At 50.3% G+C, this 21,870-nt stretch carries 15 protein-coding genes and 1 tRNA gene; 5 read left to right on the top strand and 11 right to left on the bottom strand.

All coding sequences use genetic code 11. The annotated features are described in order from the left end of the window. Nucleotides 1-13 precede the first annotated feature (13 nt). Together hisS and HQ48_RS01995 are read left to right on the top strand one after the other, a co-directional pair. Entirely contained in the window at nt 14-1,375 is a 1,362-nt protein-coding gene (gene hisS / locus HQ48_RS01990) for a histidine--tRNA ligase (protein WP_044231454.1), read from the top strand. Between the two features lie 103 nt (nt 1,376-1,478). Then, complete coding sequence (locus HQ48_RS01995) at nt 1,479-2,204, top strand: nitroreductase family protein (RefSeq protein WP_044231455.1); 726 nt, start codon at nt 1,479-1,481, stop codon at nt 2,202-2,204. A gap of 76 nt (nt 2,205-2,280) precedes the next feature. Here the strand turns inward: HQ48_RS01995 and HQ48_RS02000 are convergent, their stop codons facing one another. The 11 genes from HQ48_RS02000 to HQ48_RS08965 all read right to left on the bottom strand — a co-directional run bounded on the left by HQ48_RS02000 (nt 2,281) and on the right by HQ48_RS08965 (nt 18,015). Continuing rightward, the gene (locus HQ48_RS02000) at nt 2,281-3,294 is read right to left on the bottom strand and encodes a DUF4476 domain-containing protein (protein WP_044231456.1); all 1,014 of its coding nucleotides are present in this window, start codon (nt 3,292-3,294) and stop codon (nt 2,281-2,283) included. Between the two features lie 90 nt (nt 3,295-3,384). Continuing rightward, a complete protein-coding gene (locus tag HQ48_RS02005; RefSeq protein WP_044231457.1) occupies nt 3,385-3,912 on the bottom strand; it encodes an OmpH family outer membrane protein in 528 nt (175 codons plus the stop codon). 65 nt (nt 3,913-3,977) lie between these two features. Further along, nucleotides 3,978-4,493, bottom strand: coding sequence for an OmpH family outer membrane protein (locus HQ48_RS02010; RefSeq protein ID WP_044231458.1), 516 nt, complete (start codon nt 4,491-4,493; stop codon nt 3,978-3,980). An 84-nt stretch (nt 4,494-4,577) separates the two neighbouring features. Beyond that, nucleotides 4,578-7,307, bottom strand: coding sequence for an outer membrane protein assembly factor (locus HQ48_RS02015; RefSeq protein ID WP_044231459.1), 2,730 nt, complete (start codon nt 7,305-7,307; stop codon nt 4,578-4,580). Between the two features lie 39 nt (nt 7,308-7,346). Next, complete coding sequence (gene uppS, locus HQ48_RS02020) at nt 7,347-8,111, bottom strand: polyprenyl diphosphate synthase (protein WP_044231460.1); 765 nt, start codon at nt 8,109-8,111, stop codon at nt 7,347-7,349. Nucleotides 8,112-8,243: 132 nt separating this feature from the next. Next, nucleotides 8,244-8,951, bottom strand: a complete 708-nt coding sequence (locus HQ48_RS02025; RefSeq protein WP_044231461.1) for a DUF6089 family protein — start codon at nt 8,949-8,951, stop codon at nt 8,244-8,246. Between the two features lie 13 nt (nt 8,952-8,964). Next, on the bottom strand, nt 8,965-10,347 hold the full coding sequence (locus HQ48_RS02030) for a DUF6242 domain-containing protein (protein WP_152568289.1): 1,383 nt from the start codon (nt 10,345-10,347) through the stop codon (nt 8,965-8,967). Nucleotides 10,348-10,624: 277 nt separating this feature from the next. Then, a complete protein-coding gene (locus HQ48_RS02035; RefSeq protein ID WP_044231463.1) occupies nt 10,625-12,154 on the bottom strand; it encodes an efflux RND transporter periplasmic adaptor subunit in 1,530 nt (509 codons plus the stop codon). A 15-nt stretch (nt 12,155-12,169) separates the two neighbouring features. After that, on the bottom strand, nt 12,170-13,645 hold the full coding sequence (locus HQ48_RS02040) for a TolC family protein (RefSeq protein ID WP_081969687.1): 1,476 nt from the start codon (nt 13,643-13,645) through the stop codon (nt 12,170-12,172). Continuing rightward, nucleotides 13,635-17,384, bottom strand: coding sequence for an efflux RND transporter permease subunit (locus tag HQ48_RS02045; protein WP_044231464.1), 3,750 nt, complete (start codon nt 17,382-17,384; stop codon nt 13,635-13,637). The genes HQ48_RS02040 and HQ48_RS02045 overlap by 11 nt, the downstream gene beginning before the upstream one ends. 241 nt (nt 17,385-17,625) lie before the next feature. After that, entirely contained in the window at nt 17,626-18,015 is a 390-nt protein-coding gene (locus HQ48_RS08965) for a hypothetical protein (RefSeq protein WP_152568290.1), read from the bottom strand. A 736-nt stretch (nt 18,016-18,751) separates the two neighbouring features. On the opposite strand from HQ48_RS08965, the gene HQ48_RS02055 reads away from it, so the two are divergent. The 3 genes from HQ48_RS02055 to asnS all read left to right on the top strand — a co-directional run bounded on the left by HQ48_RS02055 (nt 18,752) and on the right by asnS (nt 21,796). Next, nucleotides 18,752-18,822, top strand: a tRNA-Gln gene (locus HQ48_RS02055). A 243-nt stretch (nt 18,823-19,065) separates the two neighbouring features. Further along, on the top strand, nt 19,066-20,343 hold the full coding sequence (locus HQ48_RS09135; RefSeq protein WP_044231465.1) for a pseudouridine synthase: 1,278 nt from the start codon (nt 19,066-19,068) through the stop codon (nt 20,341-20,343). Between the two features lie 46 nt (nt 20,344-20,389). After that, on the top strand, nt 20,390-21,796 hold the full coding sequence (gene asnS / locus HQ48_RS02065) for an asparagine--tRNA ligase (protein WP_200879861.1): 1,407 nt from the start codon (nt 20,390-20,392) through the stop codon (nt 21,794-21,796). Nucleotides 21,797-21,870: the final 74 nt, after the last annotated feature.

Consider the following 21,870-nt stretch of genomic DNA (forward strand, 5'->3'; position numbering starts at 1 on the left):
CCCAAAAGATAATATGCAGAAACCAACGATTCCTAAAGGAATGCGCGACTTCGGCCCCGTAGAAATGGCTCGTCGCAACTATATCTTCGATACTATCCGCTCGGTCTATGCCCTCTACGGCTATCAGCAGATCGAGACCCCCACTATGGAGAACCTATCTACTCTGATGGGTAAGTATGGCGAGGAGGGAGATAGACTTCTATTCAAGGTGCTCAACTCGGGCGACTATTTCAAAGGTATTGAGGACGGAGAGCTCCTCGAGCGCAACCCCCATAAACTAGCAGCTCGCCTATGTGAAAAAGGGCTACGCTACGACCTAACCGTACCCTTCGCTCGCTACGTAGTGATGCACCGTGATGAGCTTACGATGCCTTTCCGACGCTACCAGATACAGCCCGTTTGGCGTGCCGATAGACCACAGAAGGGGCGCTACCGTGAATTCTATCAGTGCGATGCCGATGTAATCGGCTCTGACTCCTTGATCAACGAAGTAGAGCTAATTCAAATCATAGATGAGGTCTTTCGCCGTCTAGGCATTCGCACACGAGTACTACTCAACAACCGCAAGATACTCGCAGGCATTGCCCAGACCGTAGGTGCAGAGGATCGACTCATTGATATCACGGTGGCGATCGACAAGCTAGACAAAATTGGCTTGGACAAGGTCAAGGAGGAACTTAGAGGAAAAGGATTCTCGGACGAAACTCTAGGACGCCTAGAGCCCCTACTGCTACTAGAGGGGAGCAATCAAGAAAAACTCGATAAGCTCTCCTCCCTCATCGCAACAAGTGACGAGGGGCTCAAAGGCATTGAGGAGCTGCGCTTCGTACTCGATCACCTAGACACGGTAGAGCTCATGACTGAGGTACAGATAGACCTTAGCCTAGCACGTGGTCTATCGTACTATACGGGAGCAATCCTAGAGGTCAAAGCTATCGACGCCACGATCGGTAGCATCTCGGGAGGTGGGCGCTACGATGACCTAACGGGTATCTTCGGGCTGCAAGGGCTCAGCGGTGTGGGCATCTCCTTTGGAGCTGACCGGATATATGACGTGATGGCGGAGCTTGGGCTATTCCCTGACGCTAGTAGCACTGGCACACAGATCCTCTTCGTCAATTTCGGAGCCTCCGAGGCCCGTAGCCTAGTCCCCATAGTCGCTCGCCTACGCCGTGCTGGTGTGCGCTGCGAGCTCTTCCCTGAGAGTACCAAACTCAAGAAGCAGATGAGCTATGCCAATAACATGAATATAGGCTATGTGGCTCTCGTAGGCGAAGATGAGCTACGCAGTGGAGCACTAACGGTCAAGAATATGCTCACAGGCGAGCAAGCTAGCCTCACGGAAGAGGCCTTGATTGAGCTGCTCACGAAGTAAAAAAGCGGTATCAATTACGTATCCTCTTTATCTCGCCACCCTATTGGGAGATAAAGAGGATCATTGTTTATAGATAGATTTGCACTTAATAATCAAGCAAAAAATGAAAAGCCTAAAAGAAATACTGGAGTTTCGCCGTGCTACTCGGCGATATAGCGATCAGCCCATCGACACCGAGCGTGTACGTGAGTGCATCAAGCTAGCCCAGCTCTCGCCTACAAGCTCCAATATGCAACTCTACGAGGTGTATCATGTCACAGACAAAGCCCTACTCGGTCAGCTTGCAGTGGCTTGTTTCGGACAAGGAGCAGCCAGCACCGCTCAGCAAATGGTTGTCTTCGTAACACGCCAAGACCTACATAGAGCGAGAGCCAAAGCGATGCTCGCCTACGAACGAGAGAATGTAAAGCTCAATAGCCCACAGGACAGACAAGAGCATCGCCTCAAGCGCTGGGAGCTCTATTACGGTCGGGTGATGCCTCTGCTCAACTCACGTTGCTTGGGGATCTGGGGAGTGATACGCAAATCATTCGCACAATGCATCGGACTATTTCGACCAATGATCCGGCAGGTGTCGGAGGCCGATGTACGTGTATCGGTGCATCAAAGCTGCGGCATGGTCGCACAGACCTTCATCATCGCAATGGCAGAGGCGGGCTATGATACTTGCCCCATAGGCGGCTTTGATAGTCTGCGTGTTCGCCGTCTGCTCAACCTCCCCAGCGGAGCCGAGATAGGTATGATCGTCAGCTGTGGCATCAGAGATCCTAGAGGGATCTGGGGCGATCGTGTGCGTATCCCCTTTGAGCAGATGTACAAACATCGCTAGACAGAGGCAACAAAATAAGAAGGCGGTGTACCGAACTATGCATTCGATACACCGCCTTCCTAATTTATACTCTGAGCTACAAGCCTAAATGCTTCCGAGCCTCAGCTCTGCCACTACTGAAAGTGAATAGATCCAGTAGTCGATCTGCATTCTCCATATCAACAATGCGGCGAGCCAATAGCCCCAGCACCTTGAGGCGATCGTCATCGAAGGTGTAGAGCTTCATCAACCTCGACACCTGATGTACTGTAAAGAAACGAGTATGAGCAGCCACAGAGATGTACTCTAGCTTATCATCACTAAAAGGCTTAGCCTTGACTCTCTGGTAGAAATCCTCGAACCAGCGCTCATCAATCACTAACCTCGGGTCGGCTGGTCTTCCCTCTAGAGTCCCATATCGGCCTCGTGGTGGTATCAGTAGTGAGCGAGCTTTCTCTCTGCTACTACGATATCGGAACATCTCCAAGATACGATCGGCATACTCCAAGTCTACAATCCGCCCAGAGAGCAAACGGAGAATATCTAGCCTGTCGTCTTCGTGGGCATAAAGCGAGAGCAGTCTACAGCTCTGCTCAACGGTAAAGTATCTCTCTAGAGTCACACTGGCGATCATATCTCTACGCTCACGTGGGAAGGGCGTACGCTTGAGATGGTTGTAGAAGTCGGCGAACCAACGCTCGTCAATCATCGGTCTATCTGGGTAGCCTCCCCTAGGTGGATAGCTGGGCGGATACACCTCTTCGGGAATTGGTAAGGGGATTGTTATCTGAGGTCTAGGCGCCCCCGGGTCGTAGGTCGGTGGGATTGGTTCGTGCTCTGGAGCAGGCATATCGTACGAGTCGAGCTTATCCACACGCTGCCCGACGAAGGTGACAATCAATACATTCATCTTCTCACCAATCGTTTCACGATACTCCCATTCCTCCTGATTACTATTGAACCTACGATGATCGGGCGAACCCATAACAGCTAGGACTTGCTGCATCGTCATTCCTTGGGAGAGCTTGAGGGCCTTACTAGAGAGCCCACACCCCCACAGAAATACACCCATGAGCAAAGTAAGAGCAAATCTCAGCAACTGCTTCAGCATAATCTTATAGTTAAATATGAAAACAATAAGGGGGAACGCAAATAGCTATTGCCTTCCCCCTCTATGACTTTTTGTTGTTGGAGCTATCGACTAGCGGCCAGCTGCAGGCTTAGCAGCTGCAGTAGGCTTAACTCCTAGGTCTGCCTTCACCTTGTCAGTAATATCAACAGCGTCTTTGCCTACATGTAGCATCACCCCAGCCTCTAGTACATACGTACAAGCATCGGCATCGGCTATTTTCTTGATTGCAGCAGCAACCTTGGTTTGGATAGGAGCCAATAGCTTCTGCTGCTCCTTCTGTAGTTGCTCCTGCATAGCCTGATAAGATGCTTGGATACGCTCCTCTAGGCCCTGAATTTCTTGCTGACGGCTCGCACGGATAGCCTCCAGAAGCTGCTCACGTTCCTTGACGAAAGCTTCAACCTTGGCCTTATACGCATCTTGCATGCTCTGGATCTCAACATTATACTTCTTAGCTAGCTCTTGGATCTTGTCTTCGGCAGCCTTTACCTCTGGAAGAGAGGTCATGATCACCTGAGTATTTACCACTGCGATCTTCTGCTGTGCAAGCACTGTGAGTGGTAGTGCAAGGAGCAGAGCCATCAAAATCTTTCTCATCGTTGTTGTCCTATTTAATTTATTTGTTTGGATTTATCAAAAAACAATGCGATCAAAGATAGGGATTATTTTCCAAATCCCATTTTCTGCAATACAATGGCGCTGACGTCTACTGAGGGGTCTGCGTAGACGATCTTGCTGCTTGCCTTGTCTATGATCACGTGATAACCTTGCGCTAGAGCAAGGTCTTTGAGGCTCTTCCAAACTTCGTCTTGGATAGGCTTCATCAAGCTCTCACGACGCTTCATCAACTCTCCCTCTGGGCCGAAGTACTTGCGCTTGAGCTCATAAGCGGCCTTCTCTGTCGTCACGATCTCCTCCTCACGCATCTTCTTCTGCTCTGCCGAGAGGAAAACCAAATCACTCTGATACTTCTTATAGAGAGCCTGAGCCTCTGCTTCCTGCCCCGAAACCTCCTGTTGCCACTTCTTGGACAAATCCTCTAGCTGTCGGTTCATCATTTCATAGGCCGGCATCTTACCTAATATATACTCCATATCAACCAAGGCCAACTTCTGGGCTGATGCAGACCCTACGCTCACCCAAAGCAAGGCCAGTAGGGCAAATAGATTCTTCTTCATAACGGACATCTTTTTTAGTGAATAACTCTAGAAAAGTTAAAATTATTGTATTCCGAATGTCAAATGTAGCAAATATCTTGCTTACTAGATATCACGGCCGAGAACAAAGTGTACATTGCTGCCACCACGCTCTCTCGAGAGCGGGCTAGGACGGTCGAAGCCGTATGCCCAATCGATACCGAGAAGACCAACCATAGGTAGCATGATGCGCACCCCTACCCCAGCCGAACGCTTGAGGTCAAACGGATTGTAGCGACTATTATCTCTCCACGCATTACCAGCCTCTAGAAAGCCAAGTACCCAAATCGTAGTGGACTGCTCGAAGATGAGCGGATATCTCAATTCGAGAGTCGTGCGGAAGTATGAGTAAGCATAGTCATAGTCGGCACCTGCGATCGAGCCATTACGATAGCCACGCAGGCTGATAGTTTCATTCGTAAAGCCGGCATACTGCCCACTCATCATATCACCACCCATGTAGTATGTGCCAAAAGGTGAGCGCTTGTGCTTGTTATAGCTACTGATGATACCCCCGTCCATACGTGCCATGAGCACAGGGGTACGCTTAACGGTAAGCGGATTGAGTAGCGGCAAGAACACCTTACCAGAGAAACGCCACTTGTGATACTCAATGAAGCGGTAGCGATCGGCCTCCGAGAGCGCAGGGTCACTGTAGTCTTTGCCATCAAACGCCGAGTAAGGAGGCGTCAGATTAAGCGCAACACTAAACTCAGAGCCTCTGCGTGTATAGATAGGATTGTCGATGGAGTTGCGCTCTAGACGAAGCTCAAGGTTGATGTCGTTGGCTCTACCATGGTGGAAGTTGCCAAACGTGTAATAGATCCAGTTATTCAGTCTGTAGTGGGTGTAGTTGAGCGCTCCATACACTTGGAACCAGTTATCCGGCCAGTTGAGGCGTCGCCCATTACCAATAGTTAGCCCAAGAGTGGTGAGGCTCTTGTCCGAGTCATAGGCACTCTCATAGATTGCACTGGAACCTCCATAGCCATAGCCTGCACCATAACCTCCGTAGCCTCCGTAGCCATAACCATTACCGTAGCCATAGCCACCGAGGTAATATGGATTATTAAGCATGTAGCTATTGACCTGATTGCTGTAATACCTCTGGTCAATGGCCGTGGAGTGCGAGTAAAATGCACTTACACTAAAGAGGTTTGGACGCTTACCACCAAACCAAGGATCGCTGAAAGACAAGCTAGCTTGATGATAGTAACGAGCATTAGACTGGACATTGATAGACAATTTCTGTCCGTCACCCTGTGGGATAATCCCCTTGTACATGCTTGGGCGGAAAAGGTTCTTGATTGAGAAGTTGGAGAAAGTAAAACCTGCCGAACCAATCAGACCAGACTGGCTCCACCCAATCGAGAGATTAAGCTGGTCGTTGCTCTTAGGTACAAGGTCATACTCAATATCGACAGTACCATTGGCTGGGTCAGGCACAGTCTTTGGGAGAGATTTCTCAGCATCGAAGTGACCGATCTGGTTGATCAGTCGATACGAGTTCATCAAATCCTCCTTACTAAACAGTCTGCCCGGCTTGGTATATAGCTCACGGCGCACAACATCTTCGTAGACGATGTCATTACCACTAATCTTTACCTTATTGATCGTTGCCTGTGGTCCCTCTGTGATGCGAATATCTAGCGAAACAGAATCGCCTACGACACTCGTTTCTACAGGATCAATAGCTGCGAAGATATAGCCATTGTTATAGTACAAATTGCTCACCGCATCTTCGTCCACCTGCAGACGATCCTCTAGACGCTTCTGGTCGTACAAATCTCCAGCCTTCACGCCGAGCAAATGGTTGAGCACCTCGGCATTGTATTTAGTATTGCCTACGAAGCGAATATCCTTGATATAGTACTTATTCCCCTCATGCAGCTTAATATGTAGATCTACCTTGCGACTACCATCTTGTAGACGTACGATGCTGTCGGATAGGATCTCAGCATCTCTATAGCCTGCTTGGTGGTAGCGCTTGAGTAGATTCTGTAAGTCATTCTCAAGCTCTGCATCAACCAGTTTCTTTGGCTGGAAGATTTCCAAAATACTTGTCCAGAGTCTTTTGGTCGAGAAGGTTTCATTAGTTTTCTTCATCGCCATACGTAGCTGATGATCTGTCAGCGCTTCGTTGCCTTCAAAGATGATATTCTTGATTTTCGTCTTACCACTCTTGTCGATATCAATGGTCAAATCAATGAAGTTCTTCTCCTCGGTCGAAGGTTGCTGATTGATCGTGAGCTTCATCTCACGGTAGCCCTTCTCGTCAAAATACTTCTTAATGAGCTGACGGGTACGATCAAAAACATTGGGCGAGCTCTGCATTCCCTTGCGCAGACCAATGCGCTTCTCAAGTTCCTCCCGATCACTCTTGCCGATACCTGTGTAGGTTACTTTGCCAATACGAGGATTCTCCACAAGCTGTATCTCAATCCAAGCGTAGTCACCCACATACTTGGTGACGAGGACCTTGGCATTGGCAAAATAGCCATACCGCATATACCGCTTGACAGCATCGGTGAGTGCCAGTCCTGGGATATCGATACGTTCGCCCACGGCAAGTGAAGAGAGGCTTTTGAGGACAAACTCGTCGTAGCTAGGTGCTCCCGTAATCTTAACGTCAGCAATAATTTTGGAAACAGGACGTGTGTAGTCTACCTCAGGGTTGTCAATACGTACGCCTTGCAGACTGAGCGTATCGACCTCTACGGTAGACCTCACTTGTGCTGCCAATGAAGCGATTGAGAGGAAGCCTACGGCGAGGCTTAGTGATAGGCGTCTATACATCGTTGGTATGGGTCTATTTCATTGTGTAGTAATCTCAGCTTAATCGTCGCCAAGCTGTATCTGTTCGCTTGTCTTACCGAAGCGTCGCTCACGATCGCTATATGCTCGGATTGCTTCTAGCAAAGGCTCTCTGCCAAAATCAGGCCAATAAACACTGCTGAAGTATAGCTCGGCATAGGCGGCCTGCCAAAGCAAGAAGTTGCTAATACGTTCCTCACCTCCAGTGCGGATCATAAGGTCCAACTCTGGAAGATTGGCCGTATCAAGCAGAGCAGAGAATGCCTTCTCTGTTATGTCTTGGCTCGTGAGAGCGCCCGAGGCTTGTAAAGCAACAGCCCGACGAATAGCTCGGACTATCTCGTCGCGAGAAGAATAGCTAAGTGCTAACACCAAACGAACACGCTTGCCTGCAGAAGTCTGAGCCATACAGTCCATAAGGGCCTCATAAGCAGTCTGAGGCAAACGAGAGAGATCTCCAATTGCCTCTAAGCGAATACCCTCTTGAATAAGCTCTGCGCTCTCTGCATGAATAGCCCGCACAAGAAGCTCCATGAGCGCATCAACCTCCTCGGCTGGGCGATTCCAGTTCTCCGTACTGAAGGCATATACCGTCAGCACCTCAACTCCGAACTCTGCGGCGGCCTTGAGGGTGGCCTTGAGCGACTCCTGCCCCTTGATGTGGCCTTCTGTACGAGGAAGGCCTCGCTCCTTGGCCCACCTGCCATTACCATCCATGATAATTGCCACATGGCGAGGTATTCTGAGCTCTTTCAAATCTTGATTACTACTATTGTCTATTGTCATTATTTACATTTGTTCCTTTCATCATCAAGCGAATACTACTCCGGATCTAGCGGACAACTTCTATCGCAGCCTCCACTGGGGGCTCCCCCGAACCTATCGCTTGTATATATGCCCAAATATAGCACATTTTACCTAATCACACTGCCCTTGTTTCCTACGTTTGAGCTGATAAGTAAGCCCTAAACTAAGGACGGCAAAAGCATCCCTATTCTTGATCCACGAGGCATTGAGTCGATACGGATCGGAGAGCCATGTACGCCCTGCTTGCAGCGCATCAAGACCGTCGCTCCACGTGTGCTGCCACTGCCACTCGGCCTCTAGGCTGAGCCGCGCACTAAGCCGATACTTAACTCCCAGAGCACAATAGACGCTAGGAGTAGGTATTACCCTACTCTGCGACCATGCTAAGCTCCCTGCTAGTCCAGCCCCTATATAAGGAGAGAAGCTCCTTGTACCTAGATAACGAAACTTGTCGCTCAGGGGATAAAAATTAAACTCTCCTCCCAATCTCAGATTGAGCAGGTACGAAGAAAACCGAGCTGTACGGCCCTCTGGGAAGACATTGTCGGCATAGCGTGTATCTCCACTTAACCCTCTATATCCAAGCTCTGTCGTCCAAGCCCATCTGAAGTTAGAATTATATCTACCAATTAAGGATAGGGCTGAAGCATACGAGGTAACGAAGGCTCGGCGTGCAGCATCTCCCATATAGTAGGAAGACCCTAAACGCCCCCCCAGCTCGTAAACATACTCCTGAGCAGAGAGGCGCTGTGTTGGGATCGACAGGATACTGCAACACAGTAAAAGAGGCAGTATCCAGTGGCTTGAGCCGAGCTTCACTCCTTGTTTTTATTTAATACTCATCTTTCTTGGGCGCCCCAATCCACAGAGAAGCAGGAGAGCCGACAGGTGTATCTACACTCCCCAAGAGAGCAATATTGTGATTGACTGCATGCTCCCAAGCAAGGACACGTCTATTGGCAAAAGAGGCGAAGTCCCTAGGCTTAGCAATGGGGCCGTTCTCACGCCAAGTACGCCCCATATTGTCCGAAGTCCAAATCCTCAGCCCCACAGAGGGGCTCGCTTCGAATATATAAATAAGGTCATCAGTCTTAAAAATCGAAGCCGAATGAACTGTACCAGCATCGGAGTTGGTATATATACGTGACCAGTCTAAGCCGTTGGTTGTGTACCAAACGCTGCGCTGTACTCTAGAGATAATGGCTTGATCCTCTAAAGCGACCAGATATAGGTACCCGCCTATATACTTCTTGACTCCCGAGAAAGCACGATAATTGTCCCTTGGGAAGTCCTTGGGAACAGCTAGAGAAGACACTTTAACCCCGCCCTGCGAATAACCAGCGAAGCGAAGTTCGCCATCATCACCCTTCACTAAGAGAGCCAAATCGGGCTCCTCTGCCGAGAGGCGTGGAGGCAAGACCCCAAGAAGTCCCTCAACCGAACCGATAGCCTCGATCCGCTGCCAGACTTTGCCTAATAGTCGATAAACATAACCATTGGAGGTTAGCGCATAAGGCTTCCTATCATACTCCTCGATATGCCTAATAGTAACTCCTGTGGGCAGCCCTGAATAGCCCATATCTCGAGCAAAAACACCGTCTTGATAAGTGTAGTACCTATTCTCCCCTGCCGTGGCCTCAACTACCCAAACATCATCTACCCTTTTCATAGCATAGGCATACGCATCTTGCTCTAACCTTGGTCTGTCACCAACGGTCGTCACGGGGTCTGCCCAGACAATGGTTTCGGGATCAAATTTGTATTTATTTAATTTGACATTGTAAGCATATTCTATTTTATCTCGATCATCTCCAATACTCACCTTGACCTTGAGCTCGTGCAACTCCTCGGGAAAGTCGTAAACCTTCTCTGCCTTCCACTCCTCATAAGCTCCGTTGCCTAGAGCTACATATATTTTAGTCCCAGTGCTTGCTGTTCCTATCGAGAGCTTGATCTTCTCCATTTTCTTGCCGTATGCAAGCGGCTTTTTATTCTCTATCTTGCCTGCATCAGCGAGGTTCTCAATAGAGAAAAAGACTTTGGATAGCTCTGCATCCTTCTCCGAAGACATCGAGAAGCTGCGGATCTGAGCATTAACAAACTTCACCTCCTGCACTTTGGGATCGGACTTGGAGCCACAGCCGACAGCTCCTAGTGTAGCCCAAACAAAGCCTCCTACAAGTACCAACCGACCGAGTGATGATATATACTTCATATATTTATATGTTACGACACGAGTAAACCGCCCGACAAATGTGCGGATACATTGAGCCACAAAGTTAGTAAATATTATTCCAGCTCTGCACTCAATCTCTACTACCTAAGTAACTCTCCAGATACCCTTTTTGGTATGCATCAGCTCTTATGCTACACTCGCCTCGTCCCGTAAACCCACATTTTACCCCGATGCCAAACAAGATAATAGGGGTAGTACCAAGGCCTCCCCCTCGGCACTACTCCTAAACCAGTAGTACAAGAATACTGCTGGTGGGCTATCTATCGTACTTACAACAACCGGGTAGTTGGTCAAAGACAGAGCTCTCCGCCTTATGATACTCGGTATCGTAGCCAATCTTGGCAATCGCCTTGCTGACCGCCTGCTCGGAGGCTACGGCAGTATTGAGGCGCAGGTAAAGCATCTGCTCATCTTTGCTCCACCGAGCGTCCTCAACGCCATAAATATCAAGCGCTGTCTTCTCTATCAAGTCCTTGCACATACCGCACGAGCCTCTCACTCCGAACTTAATTTCCTTGGAGTGCTCCGAATCAGGCACTACATTCATCATCGACTTCTTGCCCTCTAACTGTGCGCTAGCATCTAGAGCGAAGACACCACTAGTTACCACTTCCTCTCCCTCGGACAAGCCATCTAGTACCACATACGCTCCACCCAAAGAAGGCCCCAGCTCAACCTCTCTCATCAAGAACGTAGGCATAGATGCATCTCTTTGACGAACGTACACCACAGATCTCTTCCCCGTCCAGAGGACTGCCGTCTGAGGGATAATGATAGCACTCGGATTTTCCCTCAGCTTTGCTTGCACCTCTGCCATGGCATACATCTCGGGTTTGAGTTCCATGCCTGAGTTGGCGATATTGACACGGACACGAGCCGTACGGGTACTTGGATTAATCATAGGGTCGATGAAGGAAATCTTGCCAGAATACTTCCGTCCCGGATAAGCCGTAAGCTTGAAGCCGATGGAGTCGCCAACGCTCAAGAAAGACAGATCCCCCTCGAAAGCATCAAAAACCGCCCACAGCCGAGAGAGGTTGGCGATGTCGAATAGTACCGCTCCTTGAGCAACATAGTCGCCTTGATTGACGCGTCTATCCGTGACGACACCACTAGTCGTAGCCTTGATCTCCACAAATGCAGAGGGTTGCTTGGACTGTAGTATGTGATCGATCTGCTGCGAAGTGATGTGCCAGAGCTGGAGTTTCTCTCGAGCGGCCTGAACTAGTTGGGGCTGCTGCATGGCTACCGCCTGCAGTAGCTCCTGCTGTGCTGTGAGTAGCTCTGGCGAATAAATGGTGGCTAAGGTTTGTCCTGAACGTACGGCTTCTCCCGTGAACTTAATACTCAGCTTCTCGATGCGGCCAGACACGTGAGCGGTCTGCGACTGCAGCCCACGCTCGTCTGGGACAATCTTGCCATAAAGACGGATACTCTTGGCAGGGCTCTCTAGACTGACTCTCGTCGTATGTACATTGGCAAGTGCCATAGCCTCCTCGGAGAGCTGTATGGCAGACGGATCTAGTTCCTCTCCCCCTCCGCTGGTCTTGCGAGGAATGAGATCCATCGCACAGATGGGGCACTTGCCCTGCTTATCCATAACGATCTGTGGGTGCATAGAACAGATCCAAGCCTCTGCAGTATCTCCCTCCGCTACATGGCTATGCTCCGAGTGAGCGCCGCCAGTAGGAGAGCCAAAGAGTAGCCACCCGAGAAGAAGTCCTCCCAAAGCAAATAGGAGATAGTAGAGATACTTCTTAGTCATTATATTATTTCTAGTCTTCATTGTCTGTCGTAAAAATTAAAAGGAAATGGATAATAACTTCTCGAGCGCTGCAACGTAAGTATTGTAGGCTACGACAGCCTCAATAGCCTTGAGCCGATAGTCCACGAGCTGACGCTCTTGGGCTATCACATCGGCAAGCCCTTGCCGCCCTGCCACTAGCTCTTGTATCACGATACGGCTGAGCGACTGAGATAAGGCATACTGCCTCGCATAGAGATCGGACTTGCGTGCCGACTCCTCTAGCCTTAGACGCAGATTGAGGTACTCGGCTCGTAGCTGATTGTGTAGTTCGGCCTCTTTGAGCTGTGAGGCCTGATAGTATAGCTTGTTCTCTCTTTGCTGAGCCTTATACTTACCACGAAAGATAGGCAGACTAACCTTGATCATAGGCATCAGCATATCATGTCCATTGCCATGATTGCCTAGAATGGGCTTATCGTACGGAGCCACCATACTATACTGTAATCCGAGGCCAATCATCGGGTAGCTCATCAATCGATCCATCCTGGCTTTGGCTCTGTATCCTCGAGTCTCCGACTTGAGCATCGCCACCATAGGATTATTTTCTAGGAGGCTATCGAGCAGGCCAGCCGCTCGATCGGGCAAGATACGCCGCTCGAGAGTGTCAGCTAAAGCTACAGAGCTCTCTACCGAACGGTTAAGTAAGGTATTAAATTTGGCTTCAGCTGCCCGGCGCCTAGAGAGCAAGTCTAGGAGCTCATGCTCCAGCTCGGCTCGCTCTAGCTGAATGCGTACGACGTCCGCCATACTGCCCGAGGACATACTCATTGCTCCAGAGCCAGACATCTGAGGCATGGCATTGGCTCCAGAGGTCATAGGTGCGGAAGACACTCCCCTCATGCCACCAGACATACCCGGCATACCTCCCATATCCGTAGAGCTAGCAGGTGAAGTAGAGGCCGACTGCCACACAGAGCGAGGAGGGCTAGCTGAAGATGAACCCGCAGTCTGCACACCAGCTGCAGAAAAGCGCCCTAAGGCGAGTCGTTCAAGCTGATGCAGCAGGTCTATATGGCTCTGCACAGCCTTGTACCGCTCACCAAGGCCACAGAGCTCATACCACTGAGCCTTGACTTGATACCATACATTATCTCTACGCTCCCTAAACTGCTCATACGCCATTTTCGCCATTTGTTCCGCTTCTGCTCGGGCGGCTTGGCGCACCCCAAACCAAGGGAACATCTGCATCAGAGTTAGATCTGCCACTTGCTTACCCATGAGTGTGTGCATCGGCTTAGGAAATATCCCGAGCTCTAGCTCTGGATCTGGATAGGCTCCAGCCTGTGGTAGTTTCTCGACAGAGGCCTTGTAGAGCGCTAGATCCGCTTGTAGCTGAGGATTGCTGCGGGCGGCCAACTCCAAGTAATGGGGGAGACTATCGGGCTGTACTTCAGTCCTAGCCCTCATCGGGCTAGAGAGCACAGCCACAGAGAGTAGTGCCATAGCCCTACGTATATATTTATTGTTCATCGTTATTTCCGTCTTGTTGTTTGATTTGTTGCTTGGCTAGTCGTCCCTCTACCTGCTCTCTCCACCAGCATTGTAATACTGGGACTACAAACATAGTCATCGACTGAATGAGCATACCACCAAAAGTGGGTATGGCCATCGGGATCATCACATCAGCGCCCTTACCCGTCGAGGTAAGCACTGGCAGTAAAGCTATGAGCGTAGTGGCAGTAGTCATCGCTGCAGGGCGAACACGCTTGAGCCCTGCCTCTACGACAGCCTCACGAATATCGTCCTTGGTGCGGGGCTGTCTTTGCTGGAAGACTTGGTGAATATATGTCCCCATCAGCACCCCATCGTCGGTGGCGATACCAAAAAGAGCAATGAAACCCACCCAAACGGCAACGCTGAGGTTGATAGGAGCCATCTGAAACAGATCTCGAATGTTCTCGCCTGCGATACTAAAATTCATAAACCAAGGTTGGCCATATAGCCACAAGAGCATGAAACCACCCGAGAAGGCAACGAATACCCCTGAGAAATGAATGAGAGAGGCCGTGACCGTCTTGAACTGGGCGTAGAGCACGAGGAGCACGATCAGTAGAGCCAGAGGCACCACGATCATAAGCCTATCAGTAGCACGCTGCTGCTGCTCATAGTTGCCAGCGAACTTATAGGACACGCCCTTGGGCAATACCAGCTCTCCTGAGCGTATCTTCTCCTGCAAGAAGGCATCGGCCTGCTCTACAACATCGACCTCGGCTCGATCGGCTTCTTTGTCGAAGATGACATAGCCAACCAAGAATGTGTCCTCGCTCTGTATCATCTGAGCCCCACGAGAATACTCAATATCGGCCAGCTCTCGGAGTGGCACCTGAGCTCCTGTAGCCGTGGGGATAAGAAGCATTGATAGTGCCTCGGGGCTATCCCTAAGCTCTCGTGCATAGCGCAGACGAATAGGGAACCGCTCACGCCCCTCGACCGTGCGAGAGAGCGCCATACCACCTACTGCGGCGCTAAGTACCTCCTGCAAGTCGGCCACTGGCACACCGTAGCGAGCCATACTCTCTCTGTTTAGCTTGATCTCCAAGTAGGGTGCTCCTACTGCTCTGTCGTAGAAAACCGATGAGGCAACAACCGACGGTGCTGACTTGAGAGCCTGCTCGATAGCCTTACCTCCCTTCTCAATAGCCTCCAGATCGGGGCCATAAACCTTCACACCCATGGGTGCACGCATACCGGTGGAGAGCATAACCAGACGAGCCTCTATGGGTTGTAGCTTGGGAGCAGAGGTAAGCCCGGGCAGATTGCTCACATCAATAATCTGCTGCCATATATCGTTGGCATTTTTAATCTCCGGACGCCACTGACGGAAGTAGGCCCCTCTAGCATCAGGGACTAGACTATCCGATGATATCAGCCTATATCCGTCTTGGGGATTGTAGGTCTGTCCACTCTTGAGAACGAAGGCTCCGTCACTATCTACCTTAAATCGCCTGCGGTGGCCATTCTCGTCCAAGATATACTCGGGGCGATAGTTAATGGTGTTCTCAAACATCTGTACGGGAGCTGGGTCAAGTGCAGAGTTCACACGCCCCCACTTGCCGATAGCGACCTCGACCTCTGGGATAGAGGCTAGTCGCCTATCTAGCTGCTCTACATACTCTAGGTTCTGCTCTATCCCAGTGTGAGGCATACTCGTTGGCATGAGCAGGAAAGACCCCTCGTTGAGGCTAGGCATGAACTCCTGCCCCATATTGCGCCAAATGAGCAATCCGCTCACTACGGTGGCTATGGGTATGATCATAAACTTCCATCTATTGGCCAAGCACCAGCGCAAGATGCGCTCATAGTAGATGACCAACAGCCACAGCAACACGAGAATGAAAGCGATACATCCAGCCACAAATAAGAAGTTGAGGAGCCCACCACTATCCGCCCCCATAGGTAACCATTCGACCGAGAGGTAGTAGGTAGCTACCAGCAGGGCAATACCTATATTAATATGGTTGGCTCTATTTGGGTGACTCCAGAGATGTGCCAAAAGGTTGTTTACCCCCACTGCGATGAGCCCAAGGGCTGGCAAGCTCAGATAGGCAACAAAGAGCCCTAGACCAAGGACGATGAGGAGATAGTTGAGTACCCTGCGCAGTAGCCTAGAGTTGATCCGCACCGAGAACACCCAATAGGCCAGAGTAGGGAGCAAGACCAACCCCAGCAAGAAGGCCGTAGCCAGTACATAAGTCTTGGTATAGGCCAGCGGAGCGAACATCTTACCCTCCTGAGCCTGCATAGCGAATACAGGCAGGAAACTCACAATGGTGGTAATCATCGCCGTGGTTATAGCACCCGAAACCTCCGAAACGGCTAGTGAGATGACACGTAAGAGAGTCTTGCCCCTAGTACGACCTGCATACTCGGGTAGCTCCAGATAGCGTATGATACTCTCAACGAAAACGACACCGACATCGACCACCACACCGATGGCGATCGCGATCCCCGATAGGGCCATTATGTTGGCCTCAACACCTGTGTACCTCATCAGAATAAATGTACCCAACACAGCGATAGGTAGCATACTGGCGATGACGATAGAAGCACGGAGGTTGAGCACCAGTACAATGATGACGATGATGCAGATCAACACCTCGTGCGAGAGGCTCGTCTCGAGCGTACCGATTGTTTCTCGGATCAAACCTGTACGGTCGTAGAAAGGGACTATGGACACCTTGGACACAGTGCCATCGGCTAACGTCTTCTGAGGCAAGCCAGAGTCCATCTCCTTGATTTTGCTCTTGACATGGTCTATGACCTCTAGAGGATTGGAGCCATAGCGTGCTATAACCACGCCTCCCACGGCCTCTACGCCCTCTTTGTCGAGCCCACCACGGCGAGTACTGGGGCCTATATTGACGAAGGCAATATCCGAGATACGCACCGGAACACCCTCACGCACGGCCACCACAGTCTGCTCAATATCCGAGATACTCTTGATATACCCAAGCCCTCGGATGAGATACTCGACCTTGTTGATCTCCATTGTTTCTGCCCCTATGTCTAGGTTGCTCTTCTGTATGGCGCCCATAACGTCCATAACCGAGATGTTGAAGCGGTACATAGCATCGGGGTTGAGATCTATCTGGTACTCCTTGACGAAGCCACCAGCCGAGGCCACCTCGGCAACTCCCTCGGCAGATGAGAGTGCGTACTTGACGTAGAAGTCCTGCACAGTACGTAGCTCCTCGGCGTCCCAGCCTCCCGTAGGCTTACCAGTCTTGGGATCTCTGCCCTCGAGCGTGTACCAATAGATCTGCCCGAGAGCCGTGGCATCTGGCCCGAGAGAGGGCTGAACCCCATCGGGCAGCGTACCAGAGGGCAGGGAGTTGAGCTTCTCCAAAATGCGTGAGCGGCTCCAATAGAACTCCACATCATCGTCAAAAATGATGTAGATAAACGACATGCCAAACATCGATGAGCTGCGAATAGTCTTCACCCCCGGGATACCCAAAAGCGAAGTCGTGAGCGGATAGGTGATTTGGTCTTGAATATCCTTGGGCGAACGCCCCATCCACTCCGTGGCTACAATCTGCTGATTATCACCAATATCAGGAATGGCGTCTACGGGGATTGGATTGCGTGGGATAACTCCTGCGTGCCAATTGAACGGAGCCGTTGAGATCCCCCAGACCACGATCAAAATCAGCAGTAATGTCGTTATGAGCCTATTCTCTAGGAAATAACGAATTAATCTATCTAGCATAATTATGTATTTATTTGGTCGGTCAATGAACAAGAGAGCTTGGGTAGCTTCGGCGGCACCGCCTCAGCCCAAGGGGCTAAGCCAATAGCCAACCCCGAGTAGCGATACGACACTACGCCAAGGCTCATCACAACCCTACTGCCTCCAAGTCGTGATAGGCATAGAGTGAGCGACATACCTCGACAAGCCTAAGCCAGTCGAAGCAATGCAAGCGATGAAAGTCTAAAAAGGATACAAACTGCTAAATGATGAGCTTGCGATAGAGGATAAAGTGTGGGCTCTGGCTCTGCCTAGTCGCCTCAAAAGGCGGGGCTTGGCTTCTGTAGTATTGATTGACCTCGAGAGAGCTTGTATATCGCCATAGGTAGGCGAAGAGATTGTTTACCGAAGGCGTCAAGTTCACCTCGGGGCTACACTCCTTGTTCTGGTCGATCGTGAGCTTCAAGAAGTAGAATTGACTAGAGCAGCAACTGGCCGACTCATCGGCGACGGCACAGCAACCATCGGTATCCTGCACACCTCCCAAGGCAACCTCTACAAGTCTGCCCATGCAGTAGTGCGAGCTTATGGCTATGCCAGAAGACACAAAGAGGAAGAGGGTTGTTAATATGGATAATACAAATCTCGTCATACTGATCTAGTCGCAATGAAGAGCCAAAGTTACCAAAATATTCCAAATCTCCAGAGCTCCCAAACAGAACATCCACCCAGAGAAGTCAATTTACGTTTCTTAATATCTATATAGCACAATCGACCTATCAACATACCTTCAGCAAAAACACCTCGCCAAAGTTAGCAAGCCAAACAAACCTCTTATTTACCCCCTAGCAGCCCCTAGATTGCGTTCGGCTTTGTTTTGGGCCTCCACCCTAGACCAACGTAAATACGCCTCAAAAACAAGATCAAATCAAAAGTCTAATAATCAGACATATAAAAACGAATGCCAGACGACTTGATACAGTTTGTGGGCTGTTTGGGATTTTTCTTCCCATCAACCCATAAGAATCAGTGGAGACATCTCAGCAGATTAATCCACCAATTTCACAAGATTGATCCTTCAATTTATTACCAATGCTCAATCTGTTTTTAAGAACTGCCCTACCATTCTTATTTTTCTTCAGATAAATGATTAACACTATTTAACTAAAAAGATAAGAATCGAGCACGCACCTCAATGCTCGGCCACGAGCACAGAATACCAAGTATCCGACAGCTACCCATAGATCAAGACAACTCAAATCCAAGCGCTTACATTAGTTAGCTCCAAGCATAAGCAAGATTATCCGCTGCACATTTGGAGAATAGAGATATTAGCGCTACCTTTGCATCGCATTTGAAGGACATAGCTCCTCCTTATGCTTCGGGATTGTCTCGTGGTGTAATGGTAGCACAACAGGTTTTGGTTCTGTTTGTCAAGGTTCGAATCCTTGCGAGACAACAATAGGGGAGCGTCACTCCCCTTTTTTATTTATGACACGCATCGACAGGCCCCCACTGCTTCACTGTGGTTGTAGGACCTAGACACCTTTTGCCAATTGAGAAAATATAATTTACCTTTGTCGCGCATAGCATATTGACATCGACTTACAAGAAGGAAGATCAACAACAATTTAGGAATTTTTCACGTTATTGTTATGGTAGCCGAGAGGCTCCCCCTATAAATTCATATATAAGTAAATAGATGAGTACAGAAGAAAAAGCTTTCGGTGTAGGACCTAGAGCCGAAGCCCCCACACGTCCAAGACGCACGCCTATCGCTACAGCCGATGGTTCTCAGGCGGCTAAATCGTCGGATGCAGGCGCAGCGTCTGGTAGACGCAGGCGTGTACGCATTAGCACCAGCGATGTCGTTGATCAGCAACGCCCATCAGGTAGCTATGGAACGAAGAGATTCAACAACAGATTTCCCGATAGAGGCTACAACAACCCCAATACCCGTGATGAATATTCATCTCAAGGCTACCAAAGGCATCGCAGCTCTCAGGGGACTCAGCAGGGCGAGATAGACCCCTTCAACAGAGTAGACTACGAGCAGCGCTACCAAAACAAGAGAGCCGAGGGTAGCTACGACTACAACTATAACAGATCTGAGCAAGGCGCTGGCCCTCGCAGACCCAGACCTCAACAAGGAGCTGGCGACAACTACGCAGGCAAGCCCAACAAGAAGAAGATGGTCAAGAAGCCCAAGAAGGTCTTCAAACCCATCGAGCCAGTCAAATACAAGGAGGAGATAGACCCAACGAAGGAGGTTCGCCTCAACAAGTTCTTGGCCAATGCAGGCGTTTGTTCTCGTCGAGAAGCCGATGAGCTAATCCAAAAGGGAGAGGTCTTCGTCAATGGTGTAGCCGTGACCGAGCTAGGCACACGTGTCACCTATCAAGACGAGGTGGTATACAACGGCAAGCGTGTGGAGCGTGAGAGCAAAGTATATGTGCTGCTCAATAAACCCAAAAACTGCGTGACGACCTCCGATGACCCAGAGTGTCGCCTAACAGTAATGGACATCGTGCGCAACGCATGCCCCGAGCGTATCTACCCTGTGGGGCGTCTAGACAGACACACCACAGGAGTGCTGCTCATCACCAACGATGGCGATCTCGCTTCCAAGCTCACGCACCCCTCCTTCCTCAAGAAGAAGATCTACCATGTGTGGCTCAACAAGCCTGTGGCTATGGAGGATATGCAGAAGATTGCCGACGGTATAGAGCTAGAGGACGGAGAGATCCATGCAGATGCACTGAGCTATGTCAAGGACGATGACTTGAGCCAAGTAGGCATCGAGATCCACTCTGGCCGCAACCGTATCGTACGCCGCATCTTCGAGCACCTCGGCTACAAGGTGATTAAGCTAGACCGTGTTTATTTCGCTGGTCTTACCAAAAAGAACCTACCCCGTGGTAGATGGCGCTACCTCAACGAAGATGAGGTCAATGCCCTACGTATGGGAGCCTTCGAGTAGGGTTTAAGGATATTTAGGCTTAGGCCATAAACAAGCAAGAAAAGGAATACTACAAATGAAACGAACTAAAATAATCGACGTCCTCAAGGGCGAGCTAGTCGGACAGACTATTTGCGTCAAAGGCTGGGTGCGTACCCGTCGTGGCAACAAAGCAGTGAGCTTCATAGCCCTTAACGATGGCTCTACCATACACAACCTGCAGATCGTAGCCGACAACGAGCGTTTTAGCTCAGAGCTAATGAGTACGATCAGCACAGGGGCTAGCCTATGTGTAGTGGGTCAGCTCGTAAGCTCTCAGGGGGCAGGCCAGAGTGTAGAGATACAAGCCGAGAGGATCGAGGTGCTAGGTACAGCAGACCCAGAGAGTTACCCACTACAAAAAAAGGGGCACTCGCTTGAGTTCCTCAGAGAGATCGCCCACCTGCGTCCTCGCACCAATACATTCGGTGCTATCTACCGCATCAGACATCAGATGTCTATAGCGATCCACACCTACTTCCACGAGCGTGGCTTCGTGTACTTTCACGCCCCTATCATTACAGGCAGCGACTGCGAGGGAGCGGGTCAGATGTTTCAGGTCACGACACTACCTCTAGAAAAGCCTCCCTTGTGTGAGGACGGAGGCCTAGACTACGCTCAGGACTTCTTCGCTCGCCCCACAGCACTCACAGTGTCTGGTCAGCTCGAGGGGGAGATGGCAGCTATGGCACTAGGGGCTATCTATACGTTTGGCCCCACCTTCCGTGCCGAGAACTCCAACACGCCACGTCACTTGGCCGAGTTTTGGATGATCGAGCCAGAGGTTGCCTTCATCGAGATCGAGGAGAACATGGACCTAGCGGAGGACTTCATCAAGCACTGCGTCCAGTGGGCACTCGATTACTGTGCAGACGATATCAAGTTCCTCAGCGAGCACTTCGACAAGGAGCTTATCGATCGCCTCAACTTCGTACTAGAGAAGCCATTCAAGCGCTTAACCTACACGGAGTGCATCGAGATCTTGGAGGCTGCCGTGGCCAAGGGCCGTAAGTTCGAGTTCCCAATCTATTGGGGTGCCGATATGAGTAGCGAGCACGAACGATACCTAGTAGAGGAACACTTCTGTACGCCCGTGATCGTTACGGACTATCCCAAGGAGATCAAGAGTTTCTACATGAAGCTCAACGAGGACGGCAAGACCGTGCGTGGTATGGATGTACTCTTCCCCAAGATTGGTGAGATCATCGGTGGTTCGGAGCGTGAGTCCGACTACGACAAGCTACGCCAGCGAGCCGAAGAGATGGGTGTCCCCGACAAGGATATTTGGTGGTATATGGACTCTCGCCGCTATGGCACAGCGCCCCATGCGGGCTTTGGGCTTGGCTTCGAACGCCTACTGCTCTTCGTGACGGGTATGACCAACATCAGAGATGTTATCCCCTTCCCTCGCACCCCACGCAACGCTGAGTTCTAAACAGAATACAAATATGCCTGCGCCCTCCCTCGAAGTCATTCGGGGAGGGCGTAGTGCTTACATCAATCATAGAC

This window comes from Porphyromonas sp. COT-290 OH3588, from assembly GCF_000769075.1.
Classification (GTDB): domain Bacteria; phylum Bacteroidota; class Bacteroidia; order Bacteroidales; family Porphyromonadaceae; genus Porphyromonas.

Coding starts and splice junctions, on each gene's coding strand:
- hisS (WP_044231454.1), top strand. CDS start 14: ATGCAGAAACCAACGATTCCTAAAGGAATGCGCGACTTCGGCCCCGTA.
- HQ48_RS01995 (WP_044231455.1), top strand. CDS start 1,479: ATGAAAAGCCTAAAAGAAATACTGGAGTTTCGCCGTGCTACTCGGCGA.
- HQ48_RS02000 (WP_044231456.1), bottom strand. CDS start 3,294: ATGCTGAAGCAGTTGCTGAGATTTGCTCTTACTTTGCTCATGGGTGTA.
- HQ48_RS02005 (WP_044231457.1), bottom strand. CDS start 3,912: ATGAGAAAGATTTTGATGGCTCTGCTCCTTGCACTACCACTCACAGTG.
- HQ48_RS02010 (WP_044231458.1), bottom strand. CDS start 4,493: ATGAAGAAGAATCTATTTGCCCTACTGGCCTTGCTTTGGGTGAGCGTA.
- HQ48_RS02015 (WP_044231459.1), bottom strand. CDS start 7,307: ATGTATAGACGCCTATCACTAAGCCTCGCCGTAGGCTTCCTCTCAATC.
- uppS (WP_044231460.1), bottom strand. CDS start 8,111: ATGACAATAGACAATAGTAGTAATCAAGATTTGAAAGAGCTCAGAATA.
- HQ48_RS02030 (WP_152568289.1), bottom strand. CDS start 10,347: ATGAAGTATATATCATCACTCGGTCGGTTGGTACTTGTAGGAGGCTTT.
- HQ48_RS02035 (WP_044231463.1), bottom strand. CDS start 12,154: ATGAAGACTAGAAATAATATAATGACTAAGAAGTATCTCTACTATCTC.
- HQ48_RS02040 (WP_081969687.1), bottom strand. CDS start 13,645: ATGAACAATAAATATATACGTAGGGCTATGGCACTACTCTCTGTGGCT.
- HQ48_RS02045 (WP_044231464.1), bottom strand. CDS start 17,384: ATGCTAGATAGATTAATTCGTTATTTCCTAGAGAATAGGCTCATAACG.
- HQ48_RS08965 (WP_152568290.1), bottom strand. CDS start 18,015: ATGACGAGATTTGTATTATCCATATTAACAACCCTCTTCCTCTTTGTG.
- HQ48_RS09135 (WP_044231465.1), top strand. CDS start 19,066: ATGAGTACAGAAGAAAAAGCTTTCGGTGTAGGACCTAGAGCCGAAGCC.